Origin of the sequence: Sphingomonas sp. 2R-10, from assembly GCF_030062225.1 — a bacterium.
Classification (GTDB): domain Bacteria; phylum Pseudomonadota; class Alphaproteobacteria; order Sphingomonadales; family Sphingomonadaceae; genus Sphingomonas.
This window is the reverse complement of sequence record NZ_JASCXF010000017.1, coordinates 1-15,417: the sequence shown is the minus strand read 5'-3', so window position 1 is coordinate 15,417 and position 15,417 is coordinate 1. Positions and strand designations below refer to the sequence as shown.

Annotated in this window: 14 protein-coding genes; all 14 read left to right on the top strand. The window is 65.2% G+C overall.

Annotation, left to right across the window (positions count from 1 at the left end):
• Position 1 precedes the first annotated feature (1 nt).
• The 14 genes from nuoF to QLH51_RS09420 all read left to right on the top strand — a co-directional run bounded on the left by nuoF (position 2) and on the right by QLH51_RS09420 (position 15,257).
• Complete coding sequence (gene nuoF / locus QLH51_RS09485; protein ID WP_125658540.1) at positions 2-1,306, top strand: NADH-quinone oxidoreductase subunit NuoF; 1,305 nt, start codon at positions 2-4, stop codon at positions 1,304-1,306.
• Complete coding sequence (locus QLH51_RS09480) at positions 1,303-1,962, top strand: hypothetical protein (RefSeq protein ID WP_125658543.1); 660 nt, start codon at positions 1,303-1,305, stop codon at positions 1,960-1,962. Before nuoF ends, QLH51_RS09480 begins: the two co-directional genes overlap by 4 nt.
• On the top strand, positions 1,962-3,977 hold the full coding sequence (gene nuoG / locus QLH51_RS09475; protein WP_125658545.1) for an NADH-quinone oxidoreductase subunit NuoG: 2,016 nt from the start codon (positions 1,962-1,964) through the stop codon (positions 3,975-3,977). Before QLH51_RS09480 ends, nuoG begins: the two co-directional genes overlap by 1 nt.
• Positions 3,974-5,029 (top strand): NADH-quinone oxidoreductase subunit NuoH, encoded by a 1,056-nt coding sequence (gene nuoH, locus QLH51_RS09470; protein ID WP_125658548.1) that lies wholly within the window; start codon positions 3,974-3,976, stop codon positions 5,027-5,029. The genes nuoG and nuoH overlap by 4 nt, the downstream gene beginning before the upstream one ends.
• Positions 5,026-5,511: an NADH-quinone oxidoreductase subunit NuoI gene (gene nuoI / locus QLH51_RS09465; RefSeq protein WP_125658552.1), complete on the top strand. Its 486-nt coding sequence runs from the start codon at positions 5,026-5,028 to the stop codon at positions 5,509-5,511. The genes nuoH and nuoI overlap by 4 nt, the downstream gene beginning before the upstream one ends.
• Before the next feature lie 112 nt (positions 5,512-5,623).
• Entirely contained in the window at positions 5,624-6,235 is a 612-nt protein-coding gene (locus QLH51_RS09460) for an NADH-quinone oxidoreductase subunit J (protein ID WP_125658555.1), read from the top strand.
• A complete protein-coding gene (gene nuoK / locus QLH51_RS09455; protein ID WP_125658558.1) occupies positions 6,232-6,537 on the top strand; it encodes an NADH-quinone oxidoreductase subunit NuoK in 306 nt (101 codons plus the stop codon). Before QLH51_RS09460 ends, nuoK begins: the two co-directional genes overlap by 4 nt.
• A 34-nt stretch (positions 6,538-6,571) precedes the next feature.
• A complete protein-coding gene (gene nuoL / locus QLH51_RS09450; RefSeq protein ID WP_125658560.1) occupies positions 6,572-8,659 on the top strand; it encodes an NADH-quinone oxidoreductase subunit L in 2,088 nt (695 codons plus the stop codon).
• A gap of 37 nt (positions 8,660-8,696) precedes the next feature.
• Positions 8,697-10,262, top strand: coding sequence for an NADH-quinone oxidoreductase subunit M (locus QLH51_RS09445; RefSeq protein ID WP_125658563.1), 1,566 nt, complete (start codon positions 8,697-8,699; stop codon positions 10,260-10,262).
• Positions 10,262-11,707, top strand: coding sequence for an NADH-quinone oxidoreductase subunit NuoN (gene nuoN / locus QLH51_RS09440; RefSeq protein WP_125658566.1), 1,446 nt, complete (start codon positions 10,262-10,264; stop codon positions 11,705-11,707). Before QLH51_RS09445 ends, nuoN begins: the two co-directional genes overlap by 1 nt.
• Positions 11,674-12,405, top strand: coding sequence for a biotin--[acetyl-CoA-carboxylase] ligase (locus tag QLH51_RS09435; protein ID WP_125658569.1), 732 nt, complete (start codon positions 11,674-11,676; stop codon positions 12,403-12,405). The genes nuoN and QLH51_RS09435 overlap by 34 nt, the downstream gene beginning before the upstream one ends.
• Positions 12,406-12,510: 105 nt before the next feature.
• Positions 12,511-13,299, top strand: coding sequence for a type III pantothenate kinase (locus QLH51_RS09430; protein WP_125658572.1), 789 nt, complete (start codon positions 12,511-12,513; stop codon positions 13,297-13,299).
• A 48-nt stretch (positions 13,300-13,347) separates the two neighbouring features.
• The gene (locus QLH51_RS09425) at positions 13,348-14,988 is read left to right on the top strand and encodes a ribonuclease J (protein WP_206429069.1); all 1,641 of its coding nucleotides are present in this window, start codon (positions 13,348-13,350) and stop codon (positions 14,986-14,988) included.
• Positions 14,989-14,996: 8 nt separating this feature from the next.
• Positions 14,997-15,257: a DUF1467 family protein gene (locus tag QLH51_RS09420; RefSeq protein WP_125658575.1), complete on the top strand. Its 261-nt coding sequence runs from the start codon at positions 14,997-14,999 to the stop codon at positions 15,255-15,257.
• Positions 15,258-15,417 lie beyond the last annotated feature (160 nt).

The following is a 15,417-nucleotide window of genomic DNA, read 5'->3' as shown; positions in this document are numbered from 1 at the left end:
GATGCTGGCCGACAAGGATCGCATCTTCACCAACGTGTACGGGTTCCAGCCGTGGAATCTCGACTCCGCCGTGATGCGCGGCGACTGGGACAATACCAGGGCGCTGTTGCAGCTGGGTCCCGACACGATCATCGACCGGATCAAGGCGTCGGGCCTGCGCGGTCGCGGCGGCGCGGGCTTCCCGACCGGGACCAAATGGTCGTTCATGCCGAAGGCGCCCAAGCCCGACCGGCCGAACTTCCTCGTCATCAACGCCGACGAATCCGAACCCGGTTCGTGCAAGGATCGCGAGATCATCCGCCACGATCCGCACAAGCTGATCGAGGGTGCGCTGGTCGCGGGTTTCGCGATGCGCGCGCGCGCGGCGTACATCTACATCCGCGGCGAATATATCCGCGAGGCGGAGACGCTGTTCGCGGCGATCGCCGAAGCCTATGCCAAGGGGTTGCTCGGCAAGAACGCCTGCGGCTCGGGCTATGACTTCGATGTGTTCGCGCATCGCGGCGCGGGCGCGTATATCTGCGGTGAAGAAACCGCGATGCTCGAAAGCCTTGAGGGCAAGAAGGGCCAGCCGCGGTTGAAGCCGCCGTTCCCGGCGGGCGCGGGCCTCTATGGTTGCCCGACCACGGTCAACAACGTCGAATCGATCGCGGTCGTGCCGACGATCCTGCGCCGCAGCCCGGAATGGTTCGCCAGCTTTGGCAACGAGAACAACAAGGGCACCAAGCTCTTCCAGATCAGCGGGCACGTGAACCGGCCCTGCGTGGTCGAGGAAGCGATGAGCATCCCGTTCCGCGAGCTGATCGAGAAGCATTGCGGCGGCATTCGCGGTGGCTGGGACAACCTGCTGTGCGTCATCCCCGGCGGATCGTCGGTGCCGCTGGTGAAGGCGGAGCACATCATCGACGCGCCGATGGACTTCGACGGGTTGAAGGCGGTCGGTTCGGGCCTCGGCACCGCGGCGGTCATCGTCATGGACAAGTCGACCGACGTCGTCCGTGCGATCAGCCGGCTGTCGTACTTCTACAAGCATGAGAGCTGCGGCCAGTGCACGCCGTGCCGCGAGGGCACCGGCTGGATGTGGCGGGTGATGGAGCGGCTGCGCACGGGCGATGCCGATATCTCCGAGATCGACACGCTGCATCAGGTGACGAAGCAGGTCGAAGGCCACACCATCTGCGCGCTGGGCGACGCGGCGGCGTGGCCGATCCAGGGCCTCATCAAGAATTTCCGTCCCGAGATCGAACGACGCATCCATGAGAAGCGTGGCGGCGGTGCGTCGTCGATGCAGGAGGCTGCGGAATGATGTTCGCCGCGGTTCTGCTTACGGCTGCGCTTGCCGGCGGTCAGCCGGATCGTGACGGCATGCGCCCGGTAAAGACGGCTGAAGCGAACCGGACCATGCAGATGTTTGCTGACTGCGTGGTCGCGCGATCGAGCGACCGGGCGAAGGTCGATACGCTGCTGCGCCAACCCAGTGACGGACCGGGCCTGAACGCTGCGGGAATGGCGCTGGTGCGTGGCGAGTGCATGCCAAGGGCGTTGGCGAAGACCGAAATGCGGATGCCGCCGACTCTGATGCGGGCGGCGCTGTTCGACGCGCGTTATCGCCGGGAGTTCGGCAAGCGGAGTGTCGATCTCGGCAATGTCGCACCGCTCGTTGTTGCGTCCGAATTCGACGGGGCGCCGAGCCCGGTCGATACCTACAGCCGGCGGTTGGGCGATTGCGTTGCGCGCCGCGAGCCTGCCGGTGCCCGCGCCTTCATCCTCAGTCGCGCGAACAGCGACGCAGAGAACGCAGCGGTCAATACCTTGCGTCCCGCGCTGGCGGAATGCGTCAGCAAGGACAACACGTTGCGTCTGAGCCGCCCGATGGTGCGCGGCATCGTGGGCGAGGCACTGTACAAACTATCGCTGGCCGCTTCCGCAAATGCGGGCGGCAATGCAGGAACGAAGAACTGATGCCCAAGGTCAAAGTCGATGGGATAGAGGTCGAGGTACCGCAGGGTGCCACCGTCCTCCAGGCATGCGAAGCCGCGGGCAAGGAAATCCCGCGCTTCTGCTATCACGAGCGGCTGTCGATCGCCGGCAATTGCCGGATGTGTCTGGTCGAGGTGAAGCCGGGGCCGCCCAAGCCGCAGGCATCGTGCGCGCTGCCCGCCGCCGACAATCAGGAAATCCGCACCGACAGCGCGATGGTGAAGGCCGCGCGCGAAGGCGTTATGGAGTTCTTGCTCATCAACCACCCGCTCGACTGCCCGATCTGCGATCAGGGCGGCGAGTGCGACTTGCAGGACCAGTCGATCGCCTATGGTCGCGGCTCGTCGCGCTATGACGAGAACAAGCGCGCCGTCACCGAGAAATATATGGGTCCGATCGTCAAGACGGTCATGACCCGCTGCATCCAGTGCACGCGCTGCATCCGTTTCGCGGAGGAAGTCGCGGGCGTGGAAGAGATCGGCGCGATCTATCGCGGCGAGAACATGCAGATCACGTCGTACCTCGAACAGGCGGTGACGAGCGAACTGTCGGGCAATGTCGTCGACCTTTGCCCGGTGGGGGCGCTGACGTCGAAGCCCTATGCGTTCGAAGCGCGTCCGTGGGAGCTCAAGAAGACGCTCGCGATCGACGTGATGGACGCGGTCGGCACCAATATCCGCCTCGACAGCCGCGGTCGGCAGGTGCTGCGCTGCGTGCCGCGCATCAACGAGGACGTGAACGAGGAATGGGCGCACGACAAGACGCGCCACGCCGTCGACGGTCTCGTCCGTCGTCGCCTCGACAGGCCCTATGTCCGCAAGGACGGCAAGCTGGTCGCGGCCGACTGGGACGAGGCGTTCGCGGCAATCGCGGCAGTTGGCGCCGGTAGCTCGGTCGCGGCGATCGCCGGCGACCTGCTCGATTGCGAGACGATGTTCGCCGCAAAGGCACTGGTGAACGCGCTCGGCTCGTCGCTGCTCGAAGGGCGGCAGACGGGCATGGCGTACGACGTCACCAATCTGGGCGCGGTCGCGTTCAATTCGACGATCGCCGGGGTGGAGGACGCCGATGCGATCCTGCTGGTCGGCACCGACCTGCGCCACGAAGCACCGCTGATCAACACCCGCGTCCGCAAGGCGATCAAGAAGGGTGCGCGCGTCTTCGCGATCGGGCCGCAGGTCGACCTGACCTACAAGGTCGAATGGCTGGGCGACGACCTCGGCCTGCTCGGCGGATTGCCGGATCGCGCGGCCGAGGCGATGGACGCTGCCAGGCGGCCGATGGTCATCGTCGGTCCGGGCGCGCTCAAGGACGGCCATGGCGCCGCGCTGAAGCTGGCGCAGGACGGCAATCTCGTCCGCACGCTGGAGGACGGTACGCAGTGGAACGGCTTTAACGTCGTACACTTGGCAGCTGCCCGCATGGGTGCGCTGATGCTCGGCTATGCGCAGGCGGGCGGCATCGCCGACATCGTCGCGGCGAATCCGAAGCTGGTATTCTTCCTCGGCGCGGACGAGGTCGATTTCGCGAAGTTCGCCGGTGCGACCAAGGTGTATGTCGGCCATCATGGCGACAAGGGTGCGGCGGCCGCCGACATCGTGCTGCCGGGCGCCAGCTATGCCGAAAAGGCCGGGACCTATGTCAACCTCGAAGGGCGCGTGCAGCGCGGCGATCGTGCGGTGTTTCCGCCAGGCGACGCGCGCGAGGACTGGACGATCTTCCGCGCGCTTGGCGAAGTGCTGGGCGTGACGCTACCGTTCGACGACTTCGCAGGCATGCGCCGGGCGATGGCGGCGGCGGTGCCTGACCTGGGTCGCGAAGGACTGGTGCGGTTTGACTGGAACCCGCCGGCACTCGACGCTAAGGGGGCGGGCGCGGTGACCTATCCGGTTGCCGACTTCTACCTGACCAACGCGATTTGCCGGGCGAGCCCGACGATGCAGCGTTGTTCGGCCGAACTTGTCCATGGCCAGGATTTCGCGGAGGCCGCCGAGTGACCTCGTTCTTCGAAACTACCGTCGGTCTGCCGTACGGCGTAGCGTGGACCGTCGCGACGCTGGTCGGCATCCTCGTCATCGCACTGCCGCTGATGCTGGCGGTGGCGATGATTATCTATGCCGATCGCAAGATCTGGGCGGCGATGGCGCTGCGCCGGGGGCCGAACGTCGTCGGTCCGCTGGGCCTGCTTCAGTCGTTCGCCGACGGCCTGAAGGTATTCCTTCAGGAAACGATCGTGCCGTCGTCGGCCAATCGCGGGCTGTTCCTGCTGGCGCCGATCATCACCTTCACCGTCGCGCTGATCGTGTGGGCGGTGATCCCGTTCGACGTCGGCGTGGTGGTGGCGGACATCAATGTCGGCCTGCTCTACATCCTCGCGGCGTCGTCGCTCGGCGTGTATGGCGTCATCATCTCGGGCTGGGCGTCCAACTCGAAATACCCCTTCTACTCGGCGCTGCGTGCGGCCGCGCAGATGGTGTCCTACGAAGTCGCGATCGGTTTCGTGCTGATCTCGGTCGTGCTGTGGGCCGGGTCGTTCAACCTGACGACGATCGTGCTCGAACAGCGCGCGCATATCTTCGGCTTCCTCAACGGGTTCGGCTTTAACCCGCTGCTGTTCCCGATGGCGGTGGTGTTCCTGATCTCGTCGCTCGCCGAAACCGCGCGTGCGCCGTTCGATCTGACCGAGGCGGAATCGGAACTGGTCGCGGGTTATCAGACCGAATATTCGTCGATGGCCTTCGCGCTGTTCTGGCTCGGCGAATATGCCAACGTCATCCTGATGTGCGCGCTCAACGCGCTGCTTTTCTGGGGTGGCTGGCTGCCGATCGTCGACTGGGCGCCGCTGTACTTCATTCCGGGGATCATCTGGTTCCTCGTGAAGACCTTCGCGTTCTTCTTCATCTTCAGCTGGATCAAGGCGACGGTGCCGCGCTACCGCTACGACCAGCTGATGCGGCTGGGCTGGAAGATATTCCTGCCGCTGTCACTGACCTTCGTCTTCCTCATCTCCGGTTATCTGATGATCGACCGTGTAGGATTGCCGTCATGAGTATCGCCCAGACCATTCGATCGTTCACCCTGTGGGAGTTCGTGAAGGCCCATGCGCTGACGCTGCGGTACTTCTTCAAGGCCAAGGCGACGATCAACTACCCCTATGAGAAGAACCCGATCTCGCCCCGATTTCGCGGCGAGCACGCGTTGCGCCGCTATCCCAATGGCGAGGAGCGCTGCATCGCGTGCAAGCTTTGCGAGGCGGTGTGTCCGGCGCTGGCGATCACGATCGAGGCCGAACCGCGCGAGGACGGCAGCCGCCGCACCACGCGCTACGACATCGACATGACCAAGTGCATCTATTGCGGGTTGTGCCAGGAAGCATGTCCGGTGGATGCGATCGTCGAGGGGCCGAATTTCGAGTTCGCGACCGAAACGCGCGAAGAGCTGATCTATCACAAGGACAAGCTGCTCGCGAACGGTGACCGCTGGGAACGCGCGATCGCCGCGAACCTTGCGAGCGACGCGCCCTACCGGTAATGGCGCGCATGTTCCGTACCGGCGGGGGCCCTATGCTCCGCTTCGCCGGCCAATCGATTAGCGTATCGTCCCGCACACGCATGCGGGGCGGGCAGGGGGAAGAGCAGCGCTCGTGATCCAGACACTCGCCTTCTATCTGTTCGCCACGATCGTGGTGGCATCGGCCGCGCTGACGATCACGTCGCGCAATCCGGTCCATTCGGTACTGTGGCTGATCCTCGCCTTCTTCAACGCCGCGGGCCTGATGGTGCTGTGCGGCGCCGAGTTCATCGCGATGCTGCTGGTCATCGTCTATGTCGGCGCGGTCGCGGTGCTGTTCCTGTTCGTGGTCATGATGCTCGACATCGACTTCACCGAGTTGCGCGCCGGGTTCGTCCGCTACTTGCCTGCCGGCCTGGCGCTGGCGGTGCTGCTCGCGGTCGAGCTGATCGTCGGCACCTATGCGTGGACGACGGGCCGGATCGACATGGCGAAGCGGATCGCGCCGACCGACGTCGTGATGCCGAATATCGAGGCGATCGGGCAGCTGCTCTATTCGCGCTACCTCTACGTCTTCGAAGGCGTCGGGCTGGTCCTGCTGGTCGCGATGATCGGAGCGATCGTGCTGACCCAGCGCAAGCGCGCGGATGCGAAGGCGCAGAACATCAACCGCCAGATCAATCGCCGCGCCAAGGATGCGATCCGTAACGTCAATCAGCCAATCGGGCAGGGGGTCGAGCTGTGATCGGACTGACGCATTACCTGGTCGTAGCGGCGATCCTGTTCACGCTGGGCGTGCTCGGCATCTTCCTCAACCGGAAGAACCTGATCGTCATCCTGATGTCGATCGAGCTGATCCTGCTGGCGGTGAACATCAATTTCGTCGCGTTCTCGGCGCAGCTGGGCGACATGGTCGGCCAGATCTTCGCGATGTTCGTGCTGGCGGTGGCCGCCGGCGAGAGCGCGATCGGGCTGGCCATCATGGTCATCTATTTCCGTGGTCGCGGTTCCATCGCGGTCGACGACGTCAACCGGATGAAGGGGTGATGCCGGTGGCTTTTCGGGTTTCGGGGGTGCTCGCGTGAGCGCCATCCATATCGTCGTGTTCCTGCCGCTGCTGGCGTCGATCGTCGCGGGGCTGGCGAACCGCGCGTTCGGCATTGCCGTGCCGAAGATCATCACTACTGCGGGTCTGCTGCTTGCGGCGGGGCTGTCGTGGTCGATCTTCATCCCGTTCCTGACCGGGACGGCGCAGGCCAATGTCGCGCCGGTGTCGACGTGGATCCTGTCGGGCGGCATGGATATCGCGTGGGAACTGCGCGTCGACGCGCTGACCGCGGTCATGCTGGTCGTCATCACCAGCGTCTCGGCGCTCGTCCACCTCTATAGCTGGGGCTATATGAGCGAGGACCCCGACCAGCCGCGCTTCTTCAGCTATCTGTCGCTGTTCACCTTCGCGATGCTGATGCTCGTTACCGCGAACAATCTGGTACAGATGTTCTTCGGCTGGGAAGGCGTCGGGCTCGCGTCCTATCTGCTGATCGGTTTCTGGTTCAAGAAACCCTCGGCCAACGCTGCCGCGATCAAGGCGTTCGTGGTCAACCGCGTCGGCGATCTCGGCTTCATGCTCGGCATCTTCGGCACTTATCTCGTGTTCGGAACGATCTCGATCCCGGCGATCCTCGAAGCCGCGCCGACGATGGCCGGTTCGACCATCGGCTTCCTGTGGTTCCGGGCCGACACGATGACCGTGCTGTGCCTGCTGCTGTTCGTCGGCGCGATGGGCAAGTCGGCGCAGCTCGGCCTGCACACGTGGTTGCCCGACGCGATGGAGGGTCCGACCCCGGTGTCGGCGCTGATCCATGCCGCGACGATGGTGACTGCCGGCGTGTTCATGGTGTGTCGCCTGTCGCCGATGTTCGAAACCTCGCCGACCGCATTGGCGGTGGTGACCGCCGTCGGCGCCGCGACCTGCCTGTTCGCCGCGACGATCGGGCTGGTGCAGACCGACATCAAGCGGGTCATCGCCTATTCGACCTGTTCGCAGCTCGGCTACATGTTCTTTGCGGCCGGCGTCGGCGCCTATGGCACGGCGATGTTCCACTTGTTCACCCACGCCTTCTTCAAGGCGCTGCTGTTCCTGGGTGCCGGGTCGGTCATCCACGCGATGCACCATGAACAGGACATGCGGTTTTACGGCGGCCTGCGGAAGCATATTCCGATCACCTTCTGGGCGATGATGGCGGGTACGCTGGCTATCACCGGTGTCGGGATCTACTGGCTGCACGCGGGTTTCGCCGGCTTCCATTCGAAGGACGCGATCCTCGAGGCGGCCTGGGCCGCGGGGCCGCGTGGCTATGGCGCCTTCTATGTCGGTACCTTCGCGGCGTTGCTGACCAGCTTCTATTCGTGGCGGCTGATGTTCCTCACCTTCTTCGGCGCGCCGCGCTGGGCTGGGTCGGAGCATATCCAGCATGCGGTGCACGATGCGCACGGGCATCACGGGGCTGACGACCATGCCCATGACGCGCATCCGGCGGCGGAAGATGCGGGCCATGCCCCGTCGACGCATGACGCTCATGCGAGCGATGTAGCCGAAGGCACGGCAGGCTATCACCCGCATGAAAGCCCGCTCGTCATGTTGATCCCGCTGATCGTGCTGACGGTCGGGGCGGTGGCCGCAGGCTATGTCTTCAACCACTGGTTCATCGGCGGCGATGCGGGTGAAGGCTTCTGGAAAGGCAGCCTGTTCTACAACGAGCATCTGATGCATGCGATGCACGACGTGCCGTTGCTCGTGAAGCTGGCGGCGACGATCGTCATGCTGGTCGGTCTGATCAGCGCGCTCTACGTCTACATTCTTCGTCCGGGCACGGCGGCGGCGATTGCGGACACGTTCCGCGTGCTGCACAGCTTCCTGCTCAACAAATGGTATTTCGACGAGCTGTATCACCTGATCTTCGTCCGTCCGGCGTTCGCGCTGGGCCGCTTCTTCTGGAAGCGTGGCGACGAACAGACGATCAACCGCTTCGGCCCGGACGGGTCGGCGGCGCTGGTCGGCCTGTCGAGCCGTCTCGCGGTGCGGATGCAGACCGGCTATCTCTACACCTATGCCTTCGTCATGCTGATCGGCCTGACGGCGGCGGTTACCTGGGCGATCGCGTCGTGACGCGCGGTTTCACGCAAATGGTTCGGGGGAATAACTCGTGAACGGCTTCCCGATCCTGTCGGTGATGCTGCTGGTGCCGGCGGCCGCAGCGGTGCTGTGCCTGTTCGTATCGGCGAATGGCGCGCGCTGGACGGCGCTCGCCGCCACGCTGGTCAACTTCGCGCTCGGCGTGCTGCTCTGGGCCAGTTTCGACGTGGGCGGCGCGCAGTGGCAGTTCGTCGAGGCGCCCGCGCTCGGCGACTTCGGCGTGTTCCGCTATGCGCTGGGCATCGACGGTTTCGCGCTGATGCTCATCATGCTCAGCGTCTTCCTGATGCCGATCTGCATCGGGGCGTCGTGGAAGTCGGTGACGAACCGCGTGCCCGAATACATGGCGCTGTTCCTCAGCGTCGAAGTGCTGATGATCGGCACGTTTGCGGCGCAGGACCTGCTGCTGTTCTACATGTTCTTCGAAGCCGGCCTGATCCCGATGTACCTCATCATCGGCATCTGGGGCGGCGCGAACCGCATCTACGCGTCGTACAAGTTCTTCCTCTATACGCTGCTCGGCTCGCTGCTCATGCTGATCGCGATGATCTACATGATCCAGACGACGGGCACGTCGGACATCCCGACGCTGATGGCGTACGACTTCCCGGCGCATGTCCAGACGTGGCTGTGGCTGGCATTCTTCGCATCGTTCGCGGTCAAGATGCCGATGTGGCCGGTTCACACCTGGTTGCCCGACGCGCACGTGCAGGCGCCGACCGCGGGTTCGGTGATCCTGGCGGGCGTGCTGCTGAAACTGGGTGGCTACGGCTTCCTGCGCTTCTCGATCCCGATGTTTCCGGAAGCGTCGGGCCAGTTCACCTGGCTGATCCTGACGCTGTCGGCGGTGGCGGTCGTCTACACCTCGCTCGTCGCGCTGGTGCAGTCGGACATGAAGAAGCTGATCGCCTATTCGTCGGTCGCGCATATGGCGATCGTCACGATCGGTCTGTTCGCTTTCAACCAGCAGGGGATCGAGGGCGCGATGATCGTGATGCTCAGCCACGGGCTGGTGTCGGGCGCGCTGTTCCTGTGCGTCGGCATCATCTACGACCGGCTGCACACCCGCGAGATCGCGCGCTATGGCGGTCTGGCGATCAACATGCCGCGCTACGCCGTGTTCTTTCTGCTGTTCACCATGGCGTCGATCGGCCTGCCGGGCACGTCGGGTTTCGTCGGCGAGTTCCTGAGCCTCGCCGGCACCTATCGCGTGTCGACCTGGGCGGCGCTGATCTGCACCACCGGCATCATCCTCGGGGCGGCCTATTCGCTGTACCTCTATCGCCGGATCGCGCTGGGCGACCTCGTCCATGACGATGTGAAGGCGATGCCCGACGTGTCGGGTCGCGAATTGGCGCTGCTGGCACCGATCGCGGCGGTGGTGTTGTGGATGGGCGTTTACCCTGAAAGCTTCCTCGCACCGATGCGCGGCGACGTGGCACTGCTGATCGCGCGGATCGAGCGGGCGGCACCGGTATCGGATTCACGACCGACCCCGGGCAACCCGGCGGCGGCAGCGGCGAAAGCCGCGGAACATGGGACGGGCGCAGCAGCGGCGCACGGGGAATCGCACTGATGAGCTACGCCGAACAACTTTCGATGACCCTGCCCGAGCTGGTGCTCGCGGTCGGGGCGATCGTCCTGATGCTGGTATCGGCATGGGGCAAGCAGGCGGCGACGCGCGGTGTCAGCATCGCGGCGGTGTTCGTACTGGCGGGCGCCGCGGTGGCGCTGGTCGGCAACGGGTCGTCGGGCGGTACCGCGTTCGGCGGGATGTACCGCGCCGATGCCTTTGCGGCGTTCGCCAAGATACTGATCTATCTGGCCTCCGCCGTGGCGATCATCATCGCGCCGCGTTTCTTCGAACGCACCAGCGGGGACGACCTCAAGCCCGAATATCCGGTGCTGATCCTGTTGTCGGCGTGCGGCATGGGCATGATGGTGTCGGCCTCCGACCTGCTGCTGCTCTATGTCGGCCTCGAACTGCAGAGCCTTGCCGCATACGTGCTTGCCAGCTTCATGCGCCGCGACACCCGGTCGGCGGAGGCGGGCCTCAAATATTTCGTGCTGGGCGCGCTGGCGTCGGGCATCCTGCTCTACGGCATCAGCCTGGTGTACGGCTTTGCCGGTACGACGCTGTTCAGCGACATCGCGATCGCCTATTCCGGGCCGCGCAACCTGGGCCTGCTGTTCGGGCTGGTATTTGTGTTCGCCGGGCTGGCGTTCAAGCTGGCGGCCGTGCCGTTCCACATGTGGACCCCCGACGTCTATGAAGGCGCACCGACCCCGGTGACCGCGTTCTTCGCGTCGGCCCCCAAGGTCGCGGCGATGGCGATGGCACTGCGCGTCGCGGTCGAGGCGATGGGCCCGGCGGTCCTCGAATGGCGCCAGATCGTGATCTTCGCGGCATTGGCGTCGATCGTGCTCGGTGCGGTCGGGGCGATCGGGCAGCGGAACATCAAGCGGCTGCTCGCCTATTCGTCGATCAACAATGTCGGTTTCGCGCTGGTCGGTCTCGCTGCCGGTTCGGCGCAGGGTGTCGCCGGCGTGCTCTTCTACCTCGCGGTCTATATTGTGATGACGCTGGGATCGTTCCTGATCGTTCTCCAGATGCGGGGCGAGGACGGGCAGCCGGTCGAGGACGTCGCCAGCCTGTCGGGGCTGTCGCGCAGTCGTCCGGCACTGGCGCTGGCGCTGGCGATCTTTATGTTCTCGCTCGCCGGTATCCCGCCGCTGTTCGGTTTCTGGGCGAAGTACGCGGTGTTCGACGCGGCGGTGCAGGCGGGGCTGTTGCCGCTGGCGGTGATCGGTATCGCGGCGTCGACGATCGGCGCCTATTATTACCTGCGCGTCGTCAAGACGATGTACTTCGACGAACCCGCCGCACCGTTCGGTCGTGAACCGGCGATGGTGGAGGGCGGACTGACGCTGGCCGCGGCGATCGTGATCTCGCCGGTCAGCCTGTTCCTGATCGCGCCGCTGTCGGCATGGTCGCTGACCGCAGCACGGGCGCTGTTCTGACGGTTCGCGTCGTCGGCGAGACCGGGTCGACCAATGCCGACCTGCTCGCCGCTGCCGAAGCGGGTGCCGAGGAAGGGCTGTGGCTGCGTGCCGAACGGCAGATCGCCGGGCGCGGCAGACTGGGGCGCAGCTGGTCAGATGGCCGGGGCAACCTGTTCGCCAGCACGATCGTCCGCTTGCAACCGGACGATCCGCTGGCGCCGACGCTGACGCTGGTCGCGGCGGTCGCGCTGGCGGAAGCCGTCGCGAGCGTCGCGCCCGCCCGGGTGACGATCAAATGGCCGAACGACCTGCTGATCGGTGGCGCCAAGTTGTCGGGCATCCTGCTGGAACGTGGCGGCGGCAATGCGGTGGTGATCGGCTTCGGTGTCAACCTGGCGTCGCACCCCGGTCTGGCCGACCGGCCGACCACCAGTCTGCACGCGCAGGGGATCGATGTGACGCCGGGGGCGATGCTCGACCGACTGCGCGCGCGGTTCGCGGCATGGCTGACCGTCTGGCGACGGCATGACCTGTCGGCAATCCGGACCGCATGGGAAGCGCTGGCGCATCCGCGGGGCACGCCGCTGCGCGTGCGGTTGCCCGATGGGGGCGAGCGGGAGGGCGCGTTCGACGGGCTGGATGTCAGCGGCGCGCTGCGATTGTGGGTCCGCGAGGACGCGGTGCTGCTGGTTCACGCCGGTGACGTCTTTGCGTGACGTTGCCGATCCGGACGCAGCCCGCTACAGGCGGCGCTTGTCGTTGCTGTCCTTAGCCTCTAGCGAGATGCGAGACGTGCCGTTCGGGCGCGGCGGGGAAGGTCGATGCTGCTAGCGATCGATGCCGGCAATACCAATATCGTGTTCGCGCTGGTCGATGGCGAGGCGATCGTCGCGCGCTGGCGCATCGCGACCGACCCGCGCCGGACCGCCGACGAATATGCGGTATGGCTCAGCCAGCTGCTGGCGCTTGACGGGCGCGACCGTTCGGTCGTGACCGCCGTCATCATCGGCACGGTCGTACCGCGCGCGCTCCACAACCTCGAAGTGCTGGCGGTCAAGTATTTCGGGGTCGAGGCATCGGTCGCGGGGCGCGGCGCGGCCGGGTTCGGCATCGCGCTGGACGTCGAGGAACCGCACGCGGTCGGCGCCGACCGCGCGCTGAACGCGATCGCGGCCCATGCCGCTCATGCCGGCGACCTGATCGTCGTCGATTTCGGCACGGCGGCGACCTTCGACGTCGTCGACTATACCGGGGCGTACAAGGGCGGTATCATCGCGCCGGGCATCAACCTGTCGCTCGACGCGCTGGTGACGGCGGCGGCTAAGCTGCCGCGCATCGCGATCGAGGCGCCGGCATCGACTAGCGTCATCGGCCGCAATACCGCGGACCAGATGCATATCGGCATCTATTGGGGCTATATCGCGATGATCGAGGGGCTGGTCGCGCGGATGAAGGCGGAAATCGGCCGCCCCGTCCATGTGATCGCCACCGGCGGGCTCGCGATCCTCTTCGAAAAACATACGCAGGTGTTCGATTCGATCGAACAGGACCTGACCATCACGGGACTGGCGATGCTGTGGCGCCGCACCCATATCACTACAGCAACGTAACGAAGCAAACCGAACCCGCGAATGGGCGCGGGCATTGAAAGAGATTGAGTGACACCAAAGAAAGAACTGCTCTTCGTCGCACTCGGCGGATCGGGCGAGATCGGCATGAACGTCAACCTGTACGGCACCGCCGGCAAATGGCTGATGATCGATTGCGGCGTGACCTTTGCCGACCCGGCCTATCCCGGGATCGACGTGATGCTGCCCGACGTCCAATTCATCGAGGAACGCGGCGACCAGCTGCTGGGCATCGTCATCACCCATGGGCATGAAGACCATATCGGCGCCTTGCCGTATCTGGCCGCCGATCTGGGCGTGCCGATCTATGCGACGCCGTTCACCGCCGGGCTGATCCGCGGCAAGCTGGACGAGGAAGGCATCGCCGACCGCGTGAAGCTGAAGATAGTGCAGCTGGGCGGCGATATCACCGTCGGGCCGTTCGGCGTGAAGTTCGTGCCGATGGCGCATTCGATCCCCGAATCGACCTCGCTCGTCATCTCGACGCCGCATGGCAAGGTGTTCCATTCGGGCGACTGGAAGCTCGACCCGCAGCCGATGGTCGCGACCCCGGCCACACCGGCGGAACTGACCGCGATCGGCGACGAGGGCATCCTTGCGCTCGTGTGCGATTCGACCAACGTCTTCAATACCGAGGCGTCGGGGTCGGAAGCCGATGTACGCAAGGGGCTGTTCGAACAGATCGCCTCGGCCGAAGGGCGGCGGGTGATGGTCACCAGCTTCGCATCGAACGCGGCGCGGCTGCACACGCTGGGCGAGGTCGCACGCGACACCAACCGCAAGGTATGCGTGGCGGGCCGCTCGCTCGACCGCATCCTGAAGGTCGCCAAGGCTACCGGCTATCTCAAGGAATTCCCGCAGACGGTCGATTTCGACACCGCGATGCGCCTGCCGCGCGATCAGGTGCTGATTATCGCGACTGGCGGACAGGGGGAGGCGCGCGCCGCGCTCGCCCGCATCGCCAATCGCGAACATCAGCTGAGCCTCGAATCGGGCGACCGGGTGATCTTCTCGTCGAAGCAGATTCCGGGCAACGAAGTCGCGATCGGCCGCATCCAGAACCAGCTGGCAGCCGCGGGGATCGAGATGATCACCGATCGGCAGGCGCATGTCCATGTGTCCGGTCACCCGGGACGGCCGGAACTGGCCAAGCTCTATGGCTGGCTTCGACCGAAGGTGCTGATGCCGGTGCATGGCGAGATGCGGCATTTGATGGAACATGCCCGTTTCGCGCTGTCGCAGGGGATCAAGCAGACGCTGGTCCAGACCAACGGCGACATCGTCCGTCTGGCGCCGGGCAATCCGGTGAAGGTCGGCAATGCGGTCGTCGGTCGCCTTGCGCTCGACGGCGACGTCATCCTGCCGGCGGACGGCACGACGATCAACGAGCGGCGCAAGCTCGCGGCGTTCGGCCATATGTCGGTCGCCGTCGCGATCGACCGGCGCGGGCAGCTGATCGGCGAACCGCAGATCCGCGTACAGGGTGTGCCGGTGGAGGAGGATCGCGAGCCGTTCCTCGAGGAAGCGGTCGATGCCGCAGCCGAAGCGGTGGCGGCCAAGGGGCGCGAACGCGGCAAGCTGCCGGAGGCGATCCGCCTTGCCGTGCGCCGTGTCGCCACGCGCTGGACGGGCAAGAAGCCGGTCGTCGACGTCCTCATCATCCCGGCCTGACGACCGCCATGGCGTGGCAATCGGCACTGGCGATCTACCTGTTGTTCTGGGTGTTCGCGATGTTTCTGGTATTGCCGTTCGGGGTTCGCACGACACATGAAGCGGGCGAACCCCCGGTCCCCGGACAGGCCGACAGCGCGCCGTCCGGGTTCCGCTTCGGACGGATGGCGTGGCGCACGACGATCGTCGCCACCATCCTGTTCGCGCTGTTCTACCTGAACTTCGTCTTCGGGTGGGTGACGGCGGACATGCTCGATTTCTATCGCTGAGGGTGTGCGCTGGGCATCGGATCGCCTAGTAACCTAGAGCATTGAGCGTGAAGCAGGAATCATGGGTGATTCCGCTTGACGGGAAAGTGTGATTCACCTGGATGTGGAGGTGGATCATGGGTCGAGCGTATTCAGGCGATCTGCGGGACCGGATATCGGC

What these genes read in the sequence shown, in the direction of transcription:
- nuoF (WP_125658540.1), top strand. Translation starts at nt 2, where the DNA reads ATGCTGGCCGACAAGGATCGCATCTTCACCAACGTGTACGGGTTCCAG.
- QLH51_RS09480 (WP_125658543.1), top strand. Translation starts at nt 1,303, where the DNA reads ATGATGTTCGCCGCGGTTCTGCTTACGGCTGCGCTTGCCGGCGGTCAG.
- nuoG (WP_125658545.1), top strand. Translation starts at nt 1,962, where the DNA reads ATGCCCAAGGTCAAAGTCGATGGGATAGAGGTCGAGGTACCGCAGGGT.
- nuoI (WP_125658552.1), top strand. Translation starts at nt 5,026, where the DNA reads ATGAGTATCGCCCAGACCATTCGATCGTTCACCCTGTGGGAGTTCGTG.
- nuoN (WP_125658566.1), top strand. Translation starts at nt 10,262, where the DNA reads ATGAGCTACGCCGAACAACTTTCGATGACCCTGCCCGAGCTGGTGCTC.
- QLH51_RS09435 (WP_125658569.1), top strand. Translation starts at nt 11,674, where the DNA reads ATGGTCGCTGACCGCAGCACGGGCGCTGTTCTGACGGTTCGCGTCGTC.
- QLH51_RS09430 (WP_125658572.1), top strand. Translation starts at nt 12,511, where the DNA reads ATGCTGCTAGCGATCGATGCCGGCAATACCAATATCGTGTTCGCGCTG.
- QLH51_RS09420 (WP_125658575.1), top strand. Translation starts at nt 14,997, where the DNA reads ATGGCGTGGCAATCGGCACTGGCGATCTACCTGTTGTTCTGGGTGTTC.